Genomic DNA, 18,719 nt, shown 5'->3' with positions numbered 1-18,719 from the left:
GGCGTGCGCGACACCGTACAATTGATGCATATGCTGGGATATCTCTATGGTTGCCACGGTCAGGCCAAGCGTGGCGCTGCGTATCTGCTTATCGCCGCGCAACTGGCGCCGGACGACGCCGGTGTGCTGCGCACGCTCGCGCATCTGCTCATTCTTGACGGCGAACCGGAAAAGGCTCTCGCCGCGATTAGCAAGCTTGAGACGATCGACGGTGCAGATCACCCCGGGCTCACGCTGCTGAAAAGTCGTGCTTTGTTGGCGGCCGGCTGTCCTGGCGAGGCGCGGCAGTCCTTCCGCCGGTTCCTCGACAATCACCAGATGCTGGACAGCCATGCTTGAGCGTTTGCTGCCTTTTCTTGTCAAGGTGTCCGGGCGCGGCGACTTGGTAATCGCTGTGCTGATGCTCGTCGCCGTGGCGATGATGCTCATTCCGCTGCCAACCTTTCTGGTCGACATCCTGATCACCACCAACATCGCCTTCAGCATGCTGATCCTGATTGTGGCGCTCTACGCAGAGCGTCCATTGCAATTCTCGGCGATGCCTTCGGTGATCCTGGTCGCGACGATTTTCAGATTGGCAATCACCATTACCACCACCCGGCTCATCCTGCTGCAGGCCGACGCGGGCGAAATCGTCACGACATTCGGCGAATTCGTTGTCGGTGGTTCGATAGTCGTTGGCCTGATCGTGTTCCTGATCATCACCATCGCCCAGTTCATCGTCATCGCCAAAGGTTCCGAGCGCGTCGCCGAGGTGGCCGCGCGCTTCACGCTGGACGCACTGCCGGGCAAGCAGATGAGTATCGATGCCGAATTGCGCAACGGCGACATAGACCGCGCCCAGGCGCACCACCTTCGTCAGCAGCTCGAGCGCGAGAGCCAACTCTACGGCGCGATGGACGGCGCCATGAAGTTCGTCAAGGGCGACGTCATGGCCGGCATCATCATCATTCTCGTCAATCTCGTCGGCGGCTTCACCGTCGGCATGATGCAACACGGAATGAGCGCGAGTGAAGCAGCCAGCATCTATACGTTGCTCTCGATTGGCGACGGGCTGGTCGCGCAGATTCCCGCTCTGCTTGTCGCAGTCTCGGCGGGCGTGATGGTGACACGGGTATCCGGTGACGAGGGCGAAGGGGGCTCGGCAGCCAGGTCGTGTCGCAACTGACGAGCAATGCGCGGGCCCTCGGCCTCGCCGCCGTTATCATGCTCGCGCTCGGCTTCGTGCCCGGCTTCCCCACCATCATCTTTGCAGGACTTGCCCTTTCCTGCGCCGCCGCGGCCTACCTTGCCCGCGGCCGTAGCAGCCTTTTCGAAGCGTCGCCCGAGCAACGGATTGGAGAAACAGGCAGCAAGCCTGTGACGCTGCAGCGAGCGGAGGCGCAGGAAGCTGCGATCGCCTTGCTGTCGTCGTCGCCACTGGCGATACGACTGGGCCCAAGCCTTGCGAGCGATGCGCTCGATACCGAACTCGAGCCGCCGCGTCAGCAATGTCAGACGCGAGATATTCACCGATCTGGGCATCGAGATTCCCGCAGCCGAACGAATCGTGGACGATGCCATGCCTGCGCGCCGCCTTCGCATCGACCTTGAAGGGGCGCCTATCCTTGAAGCGGAAATCCCTGCCGGAAAGCTGTTTGTCGATGAAGCTCCCGAACATGTCGACCTCGCGAATGTGAGCGTCGATGAGGGACCGGGCGTTGCTGGAGCGAGGAAGTCCCTGTGGGTCGATGCAGCGGGCGCAGCAAGCCTCACGCGTGCCGATATCGAAGTCCTGCCGCCGCTCGATATTATCGGCCGCTGGCTCGCCTACGCACTGCGCCAATATGCCAGCCATTTCGTGGGCATTCAGGAAACCCGCAAGCTGCTGACCGAAGCGGAGGCTGAATATAGCGATCTGGTCCGCCAGGCGCAGGAAACGTTGCCGCTGCAGAAGATCGCCGACGTGCTACGCCGGCTGGTGTCCGAGAATGTCCCGGTGCGCAACATTCGTCTCATTCTCGAGGCAATCGCCGATTCAGGCCAGCGTGAGCAGGATGTCCTGCTGCTGACCGAGCAGGTGCGAACAGCCCTCAGGCGCCAGATCAGCTTCCGCGCCGCGAACCAAGATAATGTCATCCCGGCCTATGTGCTGCAGAGGCCGGCTGAGGACGCCATCAGAAATTCGATTCAGTCGTCGCCTTCCGGCACGCATTTCAATCCGACGGGCAGTCAGATCCAGGCGCTGGTGGCTCAGCTCCAGAAAGCGCAGGCCAAGACCGAGGCCGGCGCCCTGCCCGTCGTGCTCGCATCCGGTGACGTTCGCCGCCATGTCCGCAGCCTGTTGGCGCATAACGGCATTCTCTTTCCCGTCTTGGCCTATCAGGAGCTTGCCCCGGAATTCAACGTGCAGCCGCTCGCGATGATTGGAGGAACACAGGAGGCTACCGCGAATTTTCGGGGACCGCGGTCGCTACCGGCAATGGCAGATGCCGGCCAGGGGACATGAACATGTCGTGATCCGTGAAATTGCGCGTGGCCGAAATACTATCTGCCGAGGGGGATTAATGATCGACAACCGAATTACGACAGCCGCATGTCCGGCAACTGATTGCCGCATGCGCTGGCTTTCCATGACGTTAGTCTTGCTGATGGCATGCTTTGTCGCGGGCCGTGTATCGGCCCAGGAGAACACCCAAGGTCTCTCGGGCAAATTCGTGGTCAATGTGGCCGTCGGTCAGGGACACCTCCTGCGTTTCAACGGGCCGGTCGAGTCGGTGCTGATCGCCGACACGACAATCGCCGACCTGCAAGTCGTCGCCGGCGACATCGTCTATGTTTATGGCCTGAAGCCGGGCGTCACCAATCTCATCGCGGTCACCGGCGACAAGCAGGTCGAGGCGACCGCGCTGCTCCGCGTGACGATGGATGCGGCTCCGGCCAACGAAGCGAACCGAGCGCTTAACGCCACCGGGACAACCGATCTGGCAATTTTCGGCACCCGCATCGTCGCCATGGGAGAGGCGGCCGACATGGATGAGGCCGTCGACGTTGACAACGTCGCCCGCACCTTCTCGCCGCCAGATCAAGAGCCGCTGAACGACACCACAATTCAAGGTTCGCAGCAGGTCAACATCCGGGTTCGCTTCGCCGAGGTTTCGCGCAGCGAACTGCAATCCTATGGCATCGACTGGAACATTGGTTACCGGTCAAGCGGCTTCGAATTCGGCATGCTCCAGAACAACGCCTTCCCGGACAGCGCAGGAGGCAATTTCGAGGCGGGCCTTTCCCATGACACCGGCTTCAATTTCGAGGTAATAATTGACGCGCTGAAAAAGAACGGAGTCCTCAAAATCCTCGCCGAACCCAACTTGACCGCGGTGAGCGGGCAGACAGCGAGCTTTCTCGCCGGTGGCGAGATACCCATTCCGATCCCGCAAAGCGAGGACACGGTCACCGCCGAGTACAAGCCCTTCGGGGTATCGCTGACTTTTACCCCTACGATCATCGGCAACAATCGTATCGGCCTGCATGTCAAGCCGGAGGTCAGCACTCCCTCGGTTACAGGGACGTCGGTTACGGTGGACGGCTTCAACCTGCCGAGCTTTACAGTGCGGAGGGTCGACACAACCGTCGAGGTTGCAAGCGGGCAAACCTTTGCGATTGCTGGTCTTTTTCAGCAAACCTTCTCCCGCGACCTGGATAAGGTGCCGATAGCCGGGGACGTTCCGGTCCTCGGCGCACTTTTCCGGTCCGAGCGCTTTCGCAAGGAAGAGACGGAATTGGTGGTCCTGATCACGCCCTATCTGGTGGAGCCGGTGAGGAGCCATGATCTGGCAACGCCGATCGACCGGCCGGCCAGGAAGCGCAAGGCTGCCCGAAAATCGCGCAACACCGGTATGATCGTGAAGTGAGCGAAGATGATCGTGACCAACCATTCCCTGCCCCTGATCGTCCTACTTAGCCTTGGCATTTCCGGCTGCCAGACCGAACCGGAGTCCGATTACTCGCCAGGCTATAGCTATATCTCGACCGACGGCGGTTCCGCAAAAGGTGCCGATGGCTCAATTCTTGTTCCCGATGCCTGCCTTGGTGAACCGGCCGATACCGATCCTTCTCTCGCCAGCACGTCTCAGACGATTACACCGCCGCTAGGACCGCATCTACCGCCGGGCTGCGCGAACGCCTACAATCTCCAGCGCATGGCCGAAAGCCAACGCGACCTCGTCGAGGGTCGCCGGATGGGACCCGCACGCGCTGCACCCGGAGTGCGCGCCGCCAAGCGCTACCTTTACGGCGAGGAGGACGATCCGCTGGGCGGCGCCAACAATCAGGACCAATCCGACACCGGCAACTAACTCAGGCCTTCGGAAAACCAGCCAGGGTTGAGTTCGGCAGGAAGCAACATTGTCCGAAGAAACCGAGGAAAAACGCCTTCCAGCGTCCGACAAGAAGCTCAGGGACGCCCGCCAGAAAGGTCAGGCATGGCAAAGTCATGATCTCGTTTCGGCGGTCGCGCTGCTTTTCGCGCTTGCCTATCTCAATATGGCGTGGCCCGACATAGCTGCGCGTGTCGACAGGCTGCTCGATGTTGTCATCGAGGCGACGACCCATCCATTCGAGGCGGAGATAGGACGCGTCAGCGAGGAATTCGGCTGGGCGGTTCTGCTGACGCTCCTGCCGTTAGCGATTGTCGTCGTCGTCGCGACTGTACTTTCGGCTGCCGTCATCATGGGCGGACCGGTGTTCTCTAGCGAGCCGATCAAGCCGAAATTCGAGAACATAAATCCGGTGAAAGGCTTGCAGCGGATCGTCTCGTTGCGAAACGTCGTCGAGTTCGCCAAGGGGCTGGTGAAACTGCTGCTGTTGACTGTTCTCTTCGTCATCATCCTGCTGGCCTGGCTGAGGCCAATCGTCGAAGCTCCGGGCTGTGGTGACACCTGCCTGATTCCTGTCATTCTCGGTATCGTTACGCCGCTTGGATTTGCTGCCGCCATAGCCTTCATCGTCATCGGCCTTGCCGATCTTCCAATCCAGCGTCAGCTGTTCATGCGCGACATGCGCATGTCCGCGACGGAATACAGGCGCGAGCACAAGGACGTCGAAGGCGACCCGCTGATACAGCGCGAATTTCAGCGCTTGCGCCGCGAAACGCTGTCCGCGCCTAAGAAGCTTAAGGTGAAGGACTCGTCCTTCGTTGCCGTTGTAGGCGACCGGGCTGTGGGACTGCGCTATGTCGGCGGCGAAACGCGGATTCCTGTCGTTACGGCCAAGGGATCCGGGAAGCCCGGAATGACGATCGCGGCCGAAGCAAGGCGTCGTGGCATATCGATCGTTGAGGATCGCGAGCTGCTTGACGCTCTCTTCAAGGGCTCGAGGGCCGGAGAATATATCAGGCCCGATACCTATCCGGTTGTCGTGCGGCATCTGCGCCAGCTCAATCTGGTGTGAGAAACCCGGCTCCTTTCGGCATTCATGAACCAACTGGATTTTGCGAGCGGAAGGCGCGCCCGTAGGGTGTCAACAAGGAAATATCCGTTCGCGGAACGGGTCTAGCCGGCTCGCAGAGCCCGACCCAATCCAGCGGGAGAGGGCCATGGCGATTATGTCGTTTCGTTTCCTCCAGCCGATTGCCGATGCGATCCGCGCCGCGACGGCCGTAGCAAATGCTGCGGCAAGCACGGTCACCAGACACCAGCTCATGTTCCCGATCTCTTCCCCAAGCGGGCATACGGCCTGTCGGCATCGCGTTTCGACTGCTGGCGGAATGGAATTCGGGAGCTAGGAATGGTGCAGGTCGTCGACGCCGCTGGCCGTGTGACGTATCGGGCTGGAAGGTATTACGGTTCACCGGAAGACCTCGCGAAGCTCGGAATAACGAATCCGACGCCTCCGGCTCCTCCTCCGCCGCCCCCGCAACCCAGGCCGGCGGAGCCGCCGAAGATTGCCCCGCTCTTCCCTCAAAACGGATCGCTCGCGCAGCCAACGTTTACACCGTTGCTGCAACCGAACCTTTCTGAAGGGATATTCAACGACCTGGCCGCCGGCAAGAGCACCGAGCAGGTTGCACAGGAGCGCGGCATGACCCGCGAGGCGGTGATTACGACATTGGCCGGAGGCAACCAGCCGGTCGTGACGCCGCCGACCAGCGACAATGGCGACGTGCGCACCACCGTCATCGATGACGCGCAGGGCCGAACCATTACCGAACACTACGATTTCCAGCACGGAACTTATTACACAACGGTCCAGGAGAACCCGCAGACGGCGCCTGTTTCCAATCCGGTTCGTGACGAATCGGGCTGGAAAGTGAACCAGAACTACGATTCCAAAACGGGAACGATCACCACGACACGTGTTGACGACCTCGACATGGACAGTGCCGGAAGCAGGGTCGTCGAGACGAGCCATCCCAACGGAACTAGGGTCGAGACCACCATAGCGCAGGACGGCACGGCAAGCGCCGTCGTCATCGGCCCTGATGGCAAAAAGGTCGAACTGGCGCCCTGGCAATCCGCGCCCGGCATGCCGGCTCCCGCTTCGCATTATGTGCGCCCGCCGCACCTGCAGGATTTCGTCGGTCCGGTGGCGACGGAGAATATGCTCGCTGTCGGCGGCGACCAGAGCATTCCATCCATCCAGAAAGAGTTGGCCCAAGGGCGCTCCATCCACGAAATTGCCGAGACGCGCGGCATCAGCCGCGACCAGGTCATTGCCGGGATGCAGGCCTTAGGCATGACGGTCACGGAAACTCAAACCAGCGTGGGCCATGTCGTCGAGGTGACCGAGCCACAGAGCGGTCAGACGACCAGCTACTCTCACGATTACGACCACGACTCGACCAACGTCACCGTAACCAAGCCGAATGGCAACAGCACCAGCGATTCCATCGACGGCAACGGCGTGACGAGGCATACCGAACGAAATGCCGAGACCGGTGCCCAGACAACGCGCGAACTCGACCCCAGGTCGAATACGACAACCGACATTACCATTGACGCCGACGGACGCAGGACCGAAGTCGTCAAGGCGAAGGGCGCGGATGGATCCGAACAGACCACAACCACCGTCACTTTCAACGGCTATCAGCTGACGACCGCGCCAAATGGCGACAGGACGCTCACCAACACCAGCAATGGCGATCAGCAGACGATCAAGGCGGGCTCTGTGCAGGACTCCTTCGCGACCATGCTGATGGAAGCGACGCCCAACAGCGCTGATCCGGAGATCGCCAGGCTGGGCCAGGCTCAGAAGGCGTTCGCGGAAAGTCAGCTGGCCCAGACGCGTCTGCCCGGCCAGCAGCAGCAGGCGGCGGACGCGACCCAGGCCCGTGTGGACGCCGAGGGTAAATACGGTTCCGGAAGGCCGGCGGAACCGACGCTCAATCCGGAAGGCCAGGTCATCGATCCGATCGGCGCGCCGCCGCCGGGATCGCCGGGAGAGCTGATCGGCACCCCGCCGCCTGCCGGCATCACGCAGCCGGACGCGACGCAGACGCCTATCGCAACGAACGGCGGCACGGCCGACAAATGGGTGCCAATCAATGTCAACGGCTCCTGGAGGTGGGTGCATCCGGAGGTTGCGCGCGCCGCTGCCGCCGAGGCGGGCGCGAACTCCCGGGTGGTCGAGACGAACTCGCTGATCACGGCCAGCGAGGCCGATCTGCAAGTCTACGCCAAGACGCCTGAGTTCAATGGCACGATGCGTGACCTACGCGCGCAGGTGAACGATGCCCTGGCGGCCCATGGCCTGCAATGGAATCCATCGACGGCGCCCGGCACTCTTGCCGATGCGCAGCAAGCCCAGACCCTGGCCCATGACGCATATGGCCAGGCAAGCGAGGCGCGCGGCCACTACGATCAGGCTGTGACCTCGCTCGACCAGGCGATCGGCCAGCAAGCGGCGATGCCGTTCTATCCGGGCGGCACGACACCGGTCGCTACCGCGGCCGGATCCAACTACGACTACGATGCCGAAGTCGCCAAGGGAAAGCAGGCGAGAGCCGACATCAACAAGCTCTTCTCCGATGTCGACCTGCAGACCAAGGCAGGCGACAAGGCGATCATCGACTTCAACGTCAGCATGACCGGAGCCATCGACGCGCCGCCCGGAACGCTGGCCGAGGGCGCCCAGCCGGTCGAGATCGAGATCGGCGGGCAGAAGCTGCAGGTCGCCCCCGAAGTCGCGGAAGCGTACAACAATTCGGGCGACATCACGGCGCTGTCGAATGGCGACAAGCCGATACGCGTCCAGGTCGATGTGACGCGACCGGACGGAACGACGGGCACGGAATGGCGCTGGGTCGCTCCGGAGACCGCGCTGCAATCCGTCGGCGCAGGGCAACAGCTGGGGTTAAGCGAGGCCTACAACAATTACTTCGGCGCGCTTCAGACCGACGCCGCTCTAGGCGTAGAACTCCAGGAGTTCGAGACTCGCGCCATAGCCGACTATCGGCAGAGAAATCCGCATCATTTCGATCCGAACGGCTATAAGAACGGCGCCGGAGAGCATACCGGCAAGCTCATCGACAGCGAGGTCGTCATCAAAGACGGCAAGCTGATGCTGCAGAACCGCTACGAGAACGACGTCTTCAGCGGCGAGGACGGCCACGTGCTCGAAGTGGCCTTGGCGGTGAACCCGAATGACACCAACTACACGGACGAAATGCGCGGCCGCCCGCTCAATCGAGAGTGGATGGAGTTGGCCGGCCCAACAAGCGAAGGCAATGTGTGCGTCGCCTCGCCGCTGGCCGCGGCGAAGGGCGGTGTCGAAAGCGCGGCGCTCGAACTGAACCAGTTGCTCCACAGCGGCGTCACCGAAAACCTCGCCGCGATCGACAAGCAGCTGCCCGGCCTCCGGACCGATTACAACGAGCTGGTGCAGACCCACGGGACCGGCACCGCAACGCCGCCGGAAGGCACGTTGGCGCCGGGCGAGACGAGCGTTCCGATTCAGGTCGGCGGTCAGACCATCGAAGTGGCGCCGGATGTGGCGGAACAGGTTCGGTCGCAAGGGCTAGCGGCGCTTACGGAAAGTGGCAAGCTGGTCTACACCGACATCGAAATCCCGTCCGGAGATGGAAGCATGACCCAGTTGCGTGGCTGGGTAAACCCGGAATTGGCTCTTGCCGGCGTACGGTTAGCAGACGCCGAGGCACAAGGGGACCAACTCACGCAGTCCAAGAGCATGCTGGACAACAGCATCGCCTACAACGAAATGCGCCTCGGAAATCCGGAGCTGCTGACCGACACCACCGGAACGACGGAAGCGGAGTATCTCGAACGCGACGAGCAGGGCGCGCTCGATGGCATCTACCAAGGTAGGTTCCAGAGTCTGTTGAATTCGGGATTCAACAATGAGTTCCAGGATTTGGACGCCACCGAGCTGTCCCGGACCATCGACCGGACTGCCGGCATCGATCCGAGCACGGAAGACGGGCGCGAGGCACGGCAGAAGATCATCGACGAGATCAACGAGACAGGCGGCGACAACGCCGACGTCCGTGTCGTGCCGATATTCTATTCCGAGGAAGGCAGCTCTCCGCATCAAACGGCGCTCTACGCCGTAAGGACCGACGAAGGCACCAGATACATCGACGCCGCGGGCCAGAAGTTCGACAGCCTCAAGGACTTCCAGGACAACAACCGCCAGTTCTCTGAAGATGGCAAGTTGATCGTGCCGAAGAACCTTGAGATGACTGCCGGCGCCGACGGCAGAATCTCGCTTGATGTCGTGCAGGCGCGCAACGTCTCGACCTGGGACAAGGTTGTCGATCCCGTCGTCGGCATTGTTGGCGGCGTCGCGACCGTATTGTCGTTCACGCCCCTGGCGCCGGTCGCGGCGCCAATCGCTATTGGCAGTGGCGTGTATCTCGCCGGCCGGACGGCCTTCAAGCAGGCCGACTATCTGAACCACGGCGGCGAATGGGGCGACAAAGAATCGCTGATGAATATGGGCATGATGGCGGCGACGGCGCTGCCCGTCGGCGGCAGCGCCCTGCGCAGCTTCGGCATGGTGCGCGCCGGCATCCCGGCCAGCCGGGCGCTGCCGGGCAGCATCGGCGCGCTGCCCATGAAATCCGGCACCATAAACCTCGCAGGGAGAGAATTCGCCTACACTGCCTCGCCCTATGCGACGCAAGTCGCCAACTATACCCGCACGGCAGGCGGGGTGAACATGGCCGCCCATGGGTTGGACGCCACCGCCCTGACGGTCGGTGCGCCCCTTGTTGTCCAGTCAGGCGTCGACCTTGCGATACATGGCGGCGACATGTCCGGGCTTGAACTGGCGAACAGCGTGCTCGGTCTGGGAACCGGCGTGATGGGCACTGGCGCGGGGGTGAGGACGATCGCAACCTACCGGCCCGGCCGCGGAACCGGTAACCTGACTGACACCCCTGGCCAGCAAACGCCGGTGATCGAGCCGGATTCTATCATCATTCCTGGCCGAGATGGCGGCCCCGAGCAGATCGTCGTATCGGGCTCGACAAGGACAACAGCGGACCTCACGCCGATCGCCGGACGCGGCGGTGCCGACATCATCAGGGTTCGCGCTGAAGACGGGCAGATGGTGGATGCCGTGGTCCTCGGCGATCAGCCGACGAGCGCGGACACCATCTTCGTGCACCGGCACGGGGAACTGCCGCGAGCCCAGGACGTGGCCGGCAAGACGCACGTGCTGCTGCGCGATCCCGCAACGGACGCACCGCTCATTCTGCCTTTGCGACGGGATGGTTCTATTCCGCTAGGCCTTGTGGACACTCAGCGAGTGCTTCCGGCCGGGCATCAGCCCAAGGAAATCGGCCCTGACCCGCCAACGACCCACACGCTTGAGCAGGTCCGGGGCATGAGGCAGCCGGACAAATGGCAGGCCGGCGAAATCTACATACAGGAACTCAACGGCTCCGCGGGCCAGCAGCATTTCCCCGTACCGCTCGACCCGAACGGGCCATTCCCCGTCACGCGTCCAGGGGGACGTCATGTCGATGCGCCGGTCCATACCGTCCGTGGAATGGAGGCCATCGAGGTCAAGACGTACAATTTGTGGACGACCATCAGCGGCGCGCCGCATATGAGAGAGGTGCCGCTGACCTCCAGCATCCAGGAGCAGATCAACAAGGATGTTGCCTTGCGGAACAGGATTCCGGGCTACGAGCCACGCTGGGTCTTCCTCGACGCGCCGCCTTCCGCGGAGCTGGTGCAAGCGCTCAACGATGCGCGGATTATCGGCAACATATATCGCCACTGGTTGCCGCCTGAGGCGAGCGCCCAGGCAACAGACGCTGCCTCCTATGCCCCGCGCGATCCCCGCGTGACGCAGGCGACTGTCGACGGCCAATCCGCGCCACGGCTTTTCATCGCCGATGGCGACGGAAATGTCAGCCGGGCAATATTTGCCGTGGACGGCAATGGCGAGATCACACCGGTCGCTTCCCGGACGTCCGGAGAAGAAGCGGGCCCGGAGGTGGCCGCGTCATCGGCCGAGCGGAACGAAACGACGGCGGGTGTCACGCAAACGGTCCGCGACCACGCCCGTCCATTTGTCTTCCGTGCCGACACGCGCTCCCCCGCGCAGATCATGGCCGATGGTGGGTTTTCGCCGCCACCCGCGACCGGGCTGTGGGTCGACAATGCCGAAGGGATCTCGCTGTACAACTACGTCACGGGCAACACCCGTGGCCGCTTTGTTGGCACGAGCGGTTCGATCGAGGGGGCGAAGGCCTTTGTTTCGCAGAACTCCCGTTCGGCAAGGGAGCAGGGTTACACCTATCTCTACGTGGTAAACCCAAAAAGTCCGCGCCACCACGTTCCCACCGAGTTCGAGGCCGGCGGCTGGCAACTTAATCAAGGCAAGGCCTTGGAAGACGAGGTGGCCATAAACGGCAGCGTTCCGTGGAACGAGGTCTATGGCTGGCGGAAGATGGATCCTGACGGCAACTTCGTCGGCGGTTTCACACGCAATGAAGGTTTCGACTACCAGGCCGCGTCAACGCCCAAACAGCGGCAAGTTGTCCTGCGCCAGCCTGACCTGATCGAAGGCATGGCCGAAGGCGATGGAATCGCGCCAGCGCAAGATGCCGAGGGAACGGCGCCGCCGGTCGACAAGCCGGACGGCGAAACCGGGCAATCTCCGTTGATACCTCCTCCGCCCGACGATGCATCGATCCTGTTGGCCACCAATGACGGCGGCTCGCACCCGTTGATGCGCTACACGCTCGGAGCGGCAGCGCCGGAAGGGCAGGAAATCCTGATCAACTACAACCTGCCCCCCGAGCAAAGGGCAACCGTGCAGCCGGAGGTTTCGCCGTTCACGCCGGAGATGCTTGCGACGGCGCATGAGGTTCCGCCGCTGACATCGTGGAGGGACAAGCTACCCGATTTCCGGATCGGCGTTACTTTCCGGGCTCGCCTGAATACCGGAGAACCATTCGGCATCGGCTCGCCCACAATCGGAACTGTCGGTTTCGGCTTCGGTACGAAGACGGATTTTGGCAAGATCGCGCGGTCAATCGGAGAGAGCTTCCGTGAAAGGAAACTGACGCCGCTGAAGGATGCGCTGAGCACGGAAGGTGTCGTTTCCGTGCGCGCGCGGGAATATCTCAACATCACCGGCCTTCAGGCAGGCGTCTGGCCGGTTTCCAATCAGACGGCGTTCCCGGTGCGGGCCAGCGACCTCTCCGAAGTCGTGAAGAACGCAGTATTCACGGACCGTTCAGGGTACGAAATCAAGCCCAGCTTTGCCTCCGTCGTCGGCAAGACGCCCGAGGAATCCGGTTCCGCGACCGTTATCGAGATGGCATATACGCCATCCCTCAAGGGAGAGGACGTCACGCTCAATCCCGGCGAGCGCGATTTCTTCGGCGTGGCCGCGGACAACGGGGCCGGCCATGTCAGGCTCCAGGACACGCTGCCGTTCGACAGGGTCATGACCGAGTTCAAGGCGGGTCTCCGCCTGCCCGTCTTGGCGAACCATGTCGACGCCGTCGATGCGCTTCCGCGCGTGGGTTACGAGAAGCGGCCGGAATCTCCGGTCAAGGATACACTGAAGGCGGGCGATGTTGTCTCCCGCGAGGCCTACGACCAGATCCAGGCGGCGCTGGGCACAACCACCCTGCAAATCCAGTTTGCGGTCAAGGATCCGGCGGCGGCGCAACAGCTTGCCGATGCGCTTAACCGCGGAGAAGGTGTCGACATCATTCACAACCTCGTCGAGGCGGGGCAGATCGATCCGTCGAACACCGTTTCATATGTTGAGAATCCTGTGGCGAGCGGCATGCGTCTTTCGGCTGTGCCCGGCAAGGCGCCCTTCGCGGACATCGTGCTCCTGACCGGCGAAAACCAGCGCGTGCTCAATTCCGAGGCCATGCTCGTCGACGTCATATTCAACGACAGCAACAGGCTGCCCGGCGCCCTCGCCTTCAATCCGGACAAGTTCGTGACGTCGAAGAGCTACAAGATCAAGGGCAAGGCGAACGAGTGGCGCGACGCGCATCTTCCCGACAGCCTTCACTCCGGACATCCGCCGCAATCGCGCTCCATGCCCACGAACGGGAACATATACGAAAACCTCTACGGCCAGTATGGAACGCCTGCGACACGTTACACGGTCTCGCTCTCGACCCCGCCTCTGTCGAGCGGAGCGCTTGCGTATACCGCCGAGGTGCGGGTGCAGTACAAGAGCAATCCGCGCAGCGAACCGCGTTCGATCGCAAAGGACCACTACACAACCCTGAAGCTGACCGGCCAGGACGGCGAGATCTACGGCCTCTACGCGCCGCAATGGCTTGGGCGCGCCGCTGCCCACGATCGTTCGGCATTCATGATTCCGAAGGGCGCCGAGGCCTCGCTGAAGCGTTTCCTCGACGATCTGGCCGAGCATGCGCAGCCCGACCAGAGGGCGATGATCGAGAACTTCCGCAACGGCCCTGCCACGAAAATCGTCGAAGGCACGTTCCTGCGACGCGATGATGCGGCGGATGTGCAGGCATTCCTCGCAGCCTATTCGGAACGCAAGGGCAATTTCGACCTCTACCCGCTCGGCGACCATGAACCTATCCCGCTGGGTTCGCTCGTGCAGCCGGAGGTCCAGGCGCCGCCGGCCGGGACGGTGCGGTCCTGGTCGACCGACGAAATTGGCAACCTGTCTCGCGCCGAGCTCATCGCCATCGAACCGCGGCACATCGCACAGTTCACTTCCGAACAACTGCGCGGCCTGACGCCCGGCCAGATGGCGTTCCTGAGCTACGACCAGATCGCGGCGTTCCGGCCAAAACAATTGCGGGCATTGAGCGCCGATCAGCTCAACGGGATCAGGCCCAGTCGTGTCGCCGCGATTCCGCCTGGGCGCATCGCCGGCATGAACGCCGACCAAATCGACGCGTTCTCGCCGCTTCAGCTGAAGCAATTCACCTCCGCTCAGCGCCTGAAGATCACTCCGGATCAGCTGGCCATGCTCGATCCCCAACAGCTGAAAGCCCTCGGATTGGACCTTTCCCAAATGCGGGGGCGGCAGTTCGCCAAGCTTGACGATACGCAGCTCGGCATCGCGCGCGAGAATACAGCGTGGGATCGGCTTTCCAAAGAGCAGTTGCGCGCAATTCCCGAGACGGGCACCGCCGCGATCGATACCGCGAAACTGACGCCGGAGCAGGTGTCTTGGTTGACTCCCGGGCAGATCGCAGCGTTGATGCGCGACCAGTGGGGGGCCTTCACAGTCAACCATTTCGAAGCGCTAACCCGGCCGCAGATCGCGGCCGTGACGCCGAAGCAGCTTGAAGAGTTGGGCCCCGGTCAGTTCCGCAAGTTCACGCTCGAACAGTTCGGGTGGATGAGCACGGATCAGACAAACGCGCTGTCGGTGCAGCAACTGTCGACCTTCAAAACCGCTTACCGGAAAACGATGACGCCGGAGCAGCGGGCTTTCGTGGATGGCGCGTTGGTCTATTCGCGGTTCAAGGAACACCAGGCGGCGCTTGAAACCTTCGGCACCATGGCGACTTCGTCCTACATGCTGTGGAGTTCGCTGCCCCCGCATTGGACGGCGACAGCCAGCGGCGTGGCGTTCGCGTGGCGCGGCGCCGTCTTCAGCGTGCAGTCGATCTTTCCCAATGCAACGGCGCCGCATACCAAGCTTGGCTGCGCGCTGAACCTCTCGAGCGGACTTTCGTTCATCGTTTCCTCGCCCGGAGCTGCAGCGCCGCTGATCCAGAGCGGATCAAACCCGGTCGTGAACGGCACCTTCACGCTGGGCAATATGATCTATGGCACTAAGTCGACAATGCAGGCCTTCACTGGCCGCACGGTGATGCGCCTGCTCGGCGACCATGTCGGCAACGCCGCCTATCTCGGCGGCTCTATCGCCTATACCGCACAGAATCTGCATTCGCCGCTCGGATGGAGTTCTGGCGTACTGTTCGCGCTGGGCAGTGCCGAATTCTGGGCCTCGGCAATCCGCGCAGACAAGTTGAACCGGCAGCCCCTGCCACGCACTGAAGCCGACATTACGGCGGCAGCAAAGTCCGACAAGCGCTGGGCGGCTGCGGACCGCCTGGCTCTGGGCGTCACCTTCGGGGCCGGCATGTTCCTCTTCGCCTGGGACACGTTGGATGGCGAGCCATGGAAAGTGGCCGGAACCGATGGCCAGAACCCGGGGGAGCCGGACCCTCCCGCAACCAGCGTGAATCTCAGCCCGGATGACGGCGTCGTACAGCCCGATGACACGCCGCCTCCACCGGACCCTACCGATGCGAAACCGGCGGATAGGGTCGAGCCGCAATTTGCGATCACTTCGGAAATCGGCCTCAGCTTGCGCCAGGCGCCGAACGCGGACGCCGATCGCCTCGGTGTATTGCGACCGGGTGCGCTGGTGCGCGAAACCGGCTCTCGCAAGACAGATACAGACGGGACCATGTGGGCTCCGGTGCGGGCGATCGACGTTGAGGGCAAGGAGATGCAGGGATGGGTGCGCGCCGAATATCTCGCGGCTCACCCCGAAGGTGCTCAGGACCAATCGGGTCGCTTCAACCCCAAACTCGAGAAGCAGGGCTATCGCGCTATCATCGTCCAGAACAACGGCAGCATCATCGGCCTCGCGATCCATCACCAAAAGAGCATCTCGGCAACGGTGGCGCTCAATTTGGAGCATATAGCCAATCCGAGCCTGCTGTTTGCGGGGGACCGGATCTACCTGCCACGGTAAAACGGTAGCTCCCTGGATTTGAATACATGCCGGATAGGTTCGCCGGAAGTTACAAAATGTGATCTCGCCACAAAATAAGTCGGCTAATAAAATCCGGATCGGACCGTGGTGCTGAAAACTACCGAGTTCCAGCGGATTATTTTTTTAGTCGGTTAATGTGCGGCTCTCGAAAGTGGTCATCTCGATCCGCAGGGACACATCTTCTATTGCAATCTGTCGTTGATGTCCTGCGCGCCAATCCATACGGTCGCGCGGGGGCAGAGAGGTGTTAGGTCATGGACGTGACCGCTATTTCTGATCTGCTGCTGATACAATTCGATAGATTGCCGCCCCAACTGAAAGTCGCAGCTTCTTATGTGCTGGAGCATCCTCGTGACGTCGCGTTGCTGTCCATGCGCAACCAGGCGCGCAGGGCGGGTGTTTCTCACTCCACGATGATGCGACTGGCTGAATGGCTCGGGCTCGAGGGTTACGAAGCATTGCGAGCGATCCATGCCAACTCTCTGCGCGATCTCCGGGAGACTGGGGCGCCCGATTCGCCATTCCAACTACCGGGGCACCATGCGAGATTGATGGCTAACCACGTGGCGGCGAGCCTTTCGCAGTTGGGCGACCAGAGAAGCGCGGCGCAGCAATCAGCCGCGGCCGCCCTCTTGCAGCGCGCAAGCGAAATCTGGTGCGTTGGCTCCTGTCTTGAGAAAGTCGTGGCCGACCACTTGGCCCAGACGCTGGTGGCACGGGAGATGAACGCCCAGTCGATCGATGCAGGTAATGCGCGGGCTTTAACTCAGTTGCGTGAAGCCGGACCGGGATCGGCGTTGCTTGCTGTAGGACTGAATTCCGGGGATTGTCGGACAGTACGGTTGGCGACCCTCGCATCCAGCCGCGGCGCCAAAGTGATTGCCGTGACCTATTGCGAGAAATCCGCGCTGGCGCGGATTGCGGACGAGACTGTGCTGGTTCAAACTCCCGTTCCCTTGACTTTTCCGAGCATGGTGCCAGCCATCGCTGCCGTGGAGATGATTGCCGCTCGGGTCTGAAGTGCCATCCGCCTGATGGCTCGATTGGCAGGGAGCCGCGCCACGCCCTATTCCTTTGCTTCCGATGAGATAACCGATTGCTCGACCAGGGCGGCAAGAATTTCTACTGACGCGATAATCGGTGCCATGCTCTGGAATCGGCTCTCCGATTGCCCCGTGACGATGATCGCTTGCGCATATTGCTCGATCGGCGATTGCGGGCCGTCCACAATAGCGACTATTTGGGCCCCTCGGCGCCGCGCATAACGTGCGACTGCGAGCGTTTGTTTGGTGAACGGCTCCATGCTTATTGCCAAAATAGCATCTCTGGGGCCGATATCTTTCAATCCGTGGGTAGCTGACTGCTGTGCTGCGTCAAACACAATTGCAGTGTGCCCTAGGGAACGGAGGACCTCTGCAAAGTGGTTGGCGACAGCCAGTTGTGGTCCAGTTCCGACAGATATGACTCGTCTTGCCCCGGCCAGCAGGTCTGCGGCGAGAAGATTGCGCTCGATATTGGGTTGCGCGCCCAGACGAGCGACCTCCCAGCGAAGCCAATCAGCTGCGTTTTCGACATCGGCGGATATTGGTTCGGATGAGAAGCTGACCTGCTCAGACCCATTGTCGGCATTCTGGCGCAGCCAGTCGGCGAATACCGCCTTCAGTTCCGTGTAACCGTCAAATCCCAGCCATTCCGCAAAGCGTACCATGGTTGAATGCGACACACCCGCCAGCCCTGCCTGCTCACGCATCGTCTTGAGTGCAACATCCTTAGGATTTGCAAGCACAAACCGGGCGGCCGCTCGAAGCTGGCCGGGCAAGAGTTCGAGTTCCGCCGCGAGTTTCTTTAAGATCTGGCCAACGTGGTCCGGATCGTGACCGTATTCGCTGCTTTCCAACCTGTCGGAAGCAATCCGTTTGGCTGCATTTCCGCTCGTCACGGCGCAACTCGCAGACACGCCGGGCACAACCTTACGCGGTGATGCCTGGTTTGCAATTTCATGGAGCGGGGCGGGTTTTTCTTTGGCACCTTCACTTCCCTCCATAAACCGGCCACGAACCACTCCACAACCAAACTGCCGCAAAAAGTTCACTGCTTCGCGAATTTTTAAAAGATTCTATTGGTTTCACATAGGCGATTAAATAAGCCCAATTTGTGTAGGGAGCGCGTCAATCTCACGGCGCTGCGTGGCTAGCCAACAGCACCATCGACACGCCGTCGTGCTGCGCTCAGAAACGAAGTTCGTCAGCAGCCGAAAGTAGCAACGAGTGGGTTGGAAACGACCGTGCTCTGGTTTGCCGACAATTGCGCGGCCATACCCATTGCGACGGCTTTCCAGCCGTCATCCAACCTCACTTCGACTTGGCCTTCGCCTCGCACCGCGCCGCAAAACCGCTGACGCTGATAGAAAGTCGAGCCGTTGTGATCGGGCCGACCGTCAAAAATTGCTGGTCGACCGGAATTTCGACCGAGTATGGGCCCGGCGGAAGGCGCGGGCTGACGATCAATTGCGGCGTCGGCGC

General features: G+C 61.7%; 10 protein-coding genes. 9 read left to right on the top strand and 1 reads right to left on the bottom strand.

The window, feature by feature from the left end:
* Positions 1 to 3: 3 nt before the first annotated feature.
* The 9 genes from ACG873_RS10455 (at position 4) to ACG873_RS10415 (ending at position 17,216) form a co-directional block, all read left to right on the top strand.
* Positions 4 to 339, top strand: coding sequence for a tetratricopeptide repeat protein (locus ACG873_RS10455; RefSeq protein WP_394891651.1), 336 nt, complete (start codon positions 4 to 6; stop codon positions 337 to 339).
* Entirely contained in the window at positions 332 to 1,168 is an 837-nt protein-coding gene (locus tag ACG873_RS10450; protein WP_394891650.1) for an FHIPEP family type III secretion protein, read from the top strand. The genes ACG873_RS10455 and ACG873_RS10450 overlap by 8 nt, the downstream gene beginning before the upstream one ends.
* Positions 1,156 to 1,593 carry an FHIPEP family type III secretion protein gene (locus ACG873_RS10445; RefSeq protein WP_394891649.1) on the top strand — a complete coding sequence of 146 codons (438 nt, stop codon included), beginning with the start codon at positions 1,156 to 1,158 and terminating at the stop codon, positions 1,591 to 1,593. The genes ACG873_RS10450 and ACG873_RS10445 overlap by 13 nt, the downstream gene beginning before the upstream one ends.
* Positions 1,505 to 2,488, top strand: a complete 984-nt coding sequence (locus tag ACG873_RS10440) for an FHIPEP family type III secretion protein (protein WP_394893440.1) — start codon at positions 1,505 to 1,507, stop codon at positions 2,486 to 2,488. Before ACG873_RS10445 ends, ACG873_RS10440 begins: the two co-directional genes overlap by 89 nt.
* Positions 2,489 to 2,495: 7 nt before the next feature.
* Positions 2,496 to 3,893 carry a type II and III secretion system protein family protein gene (locus ACG873_RS10435; RefSeq protein WP_394891648.1) on the top strand — a complete coding sequence of 466 codons (1,398 nt, stop codon included), beginning with the start codon at positions 2,496 to 2,498 and terminating at the stop codon, positions 3,891 to 3,893.
* Between the two features lie 6 nt (positions 3,894 to 3,899).
* On the top strand, positions 3,900 to 4,337 hold the full coding sequence (locus tag ACG873_RS10430) for a hypothetical protein (RefSeq protein ID WP_394891647.1): 438 nt from the start codon (positions 3,900 to 3,902) through the stop codon (positions 4,335 to 4,337).
* 49 nt (positions 4,338 to 4,386) lie between these two features.
* Positions 4,387 to 5,430, top strand: a complete 1,044-nt coding sequence (locus ACG873_RS10425; RefSeq protein WP_394891646.1) for an EscU/YscU/HrcU family type III secretion system export apparatus switch protein — start codon at positions 4,387 to 4,389, stop codon at positions 5,428 to 5,430.
* Positions 5,431 to 5,976: 546 nt separating this feature from the next.
* On the top strand, positions 5,977 to 16,176 hold the full coding sequence (locus ACG873_RS10420; RefSeq protein WP_394891645.1) for an enterotoxin A family protein: 10,200 nt from the start codon (positions 5,977 to 5,979) through the stop codon (positions 16,174 to 16,176).
* 275 nt (positions 16,177 to 16,451) lie between these two features.
* Entirely contained in the window at positions 16,452 to 17,216 is a 765-nt protein-coding gene (locus tag ACG873_RS10415) for a MurR/RpiR family transcriptional regulator (RefSeq protein WP_394891644.1), read from the top strand.
* 47 nt (positions 17,217 to 17,263) lie between these two features.
* Here the strand turns inward: ACG873_RS10415 and ACG873_RS10410 are convergent, their stop codons facing one another.
* Positions 17,264 to 18,241, bottom strand: a complete 978-nt coding sequence (locus tag ACG873_RS10410) for a MurR/RpiR family transcriptional regulator (RefSeq protein WP_394891643.1) — start codon at positions 18,239 to 18,241, stop codon at positions 17,264 to 17,266.
* Positions 18,242 to 18,719: the final 478 nt, after the last annotated feature.

The sequence above is a fragment of the Allomesorhizobium aridi genome, assembly GCF_043769475.1.
Lineage (GTDB): Bacteria > Pseudomonadota > Alphaproteobacteria > Rhizobiales > Rhizobiaceae > Allomesorhizobium.
Note: the sequence above shows the minus strand (reverse complement) of the source record. Positions and strands in the feature narration are given on the sequence as shown.

What these genes read in the sequence shown, in the direction of transcription:
- ACG873_RS10450 (WP_394891650.1), top strand. Translation starts at nt 332, where the DNA reads ATGCTTGAGCGTTTGCTGCCTTTTCTTGTCAAGGTGTCCGGGCGCGGC.
- ACG873_RS10430 (WP_394891647.1), top strand. Translation starts at nt 3,900, where the DNA reads ATGATCGTGACCAACCATTCCCTGCCCCTGATCGTCCTACTTAGCCTT.
- ACG873_RS10415 (WP_394891644.1), top strand. Translation starts at nt 16,452, where the DNA reads ATGGACGTGACCGCTATTTCTGATCTGCTGCTGATACAATTCGATAGA.
- ACG873_RS10410 (WP_394891643.1), bottom strand. Translation starts at nt 18,241, where the DNA reads ATGGAGGGAAGTGAAGGTGCCAAAGAAAAACCCGCCCCGCTCCATGAA.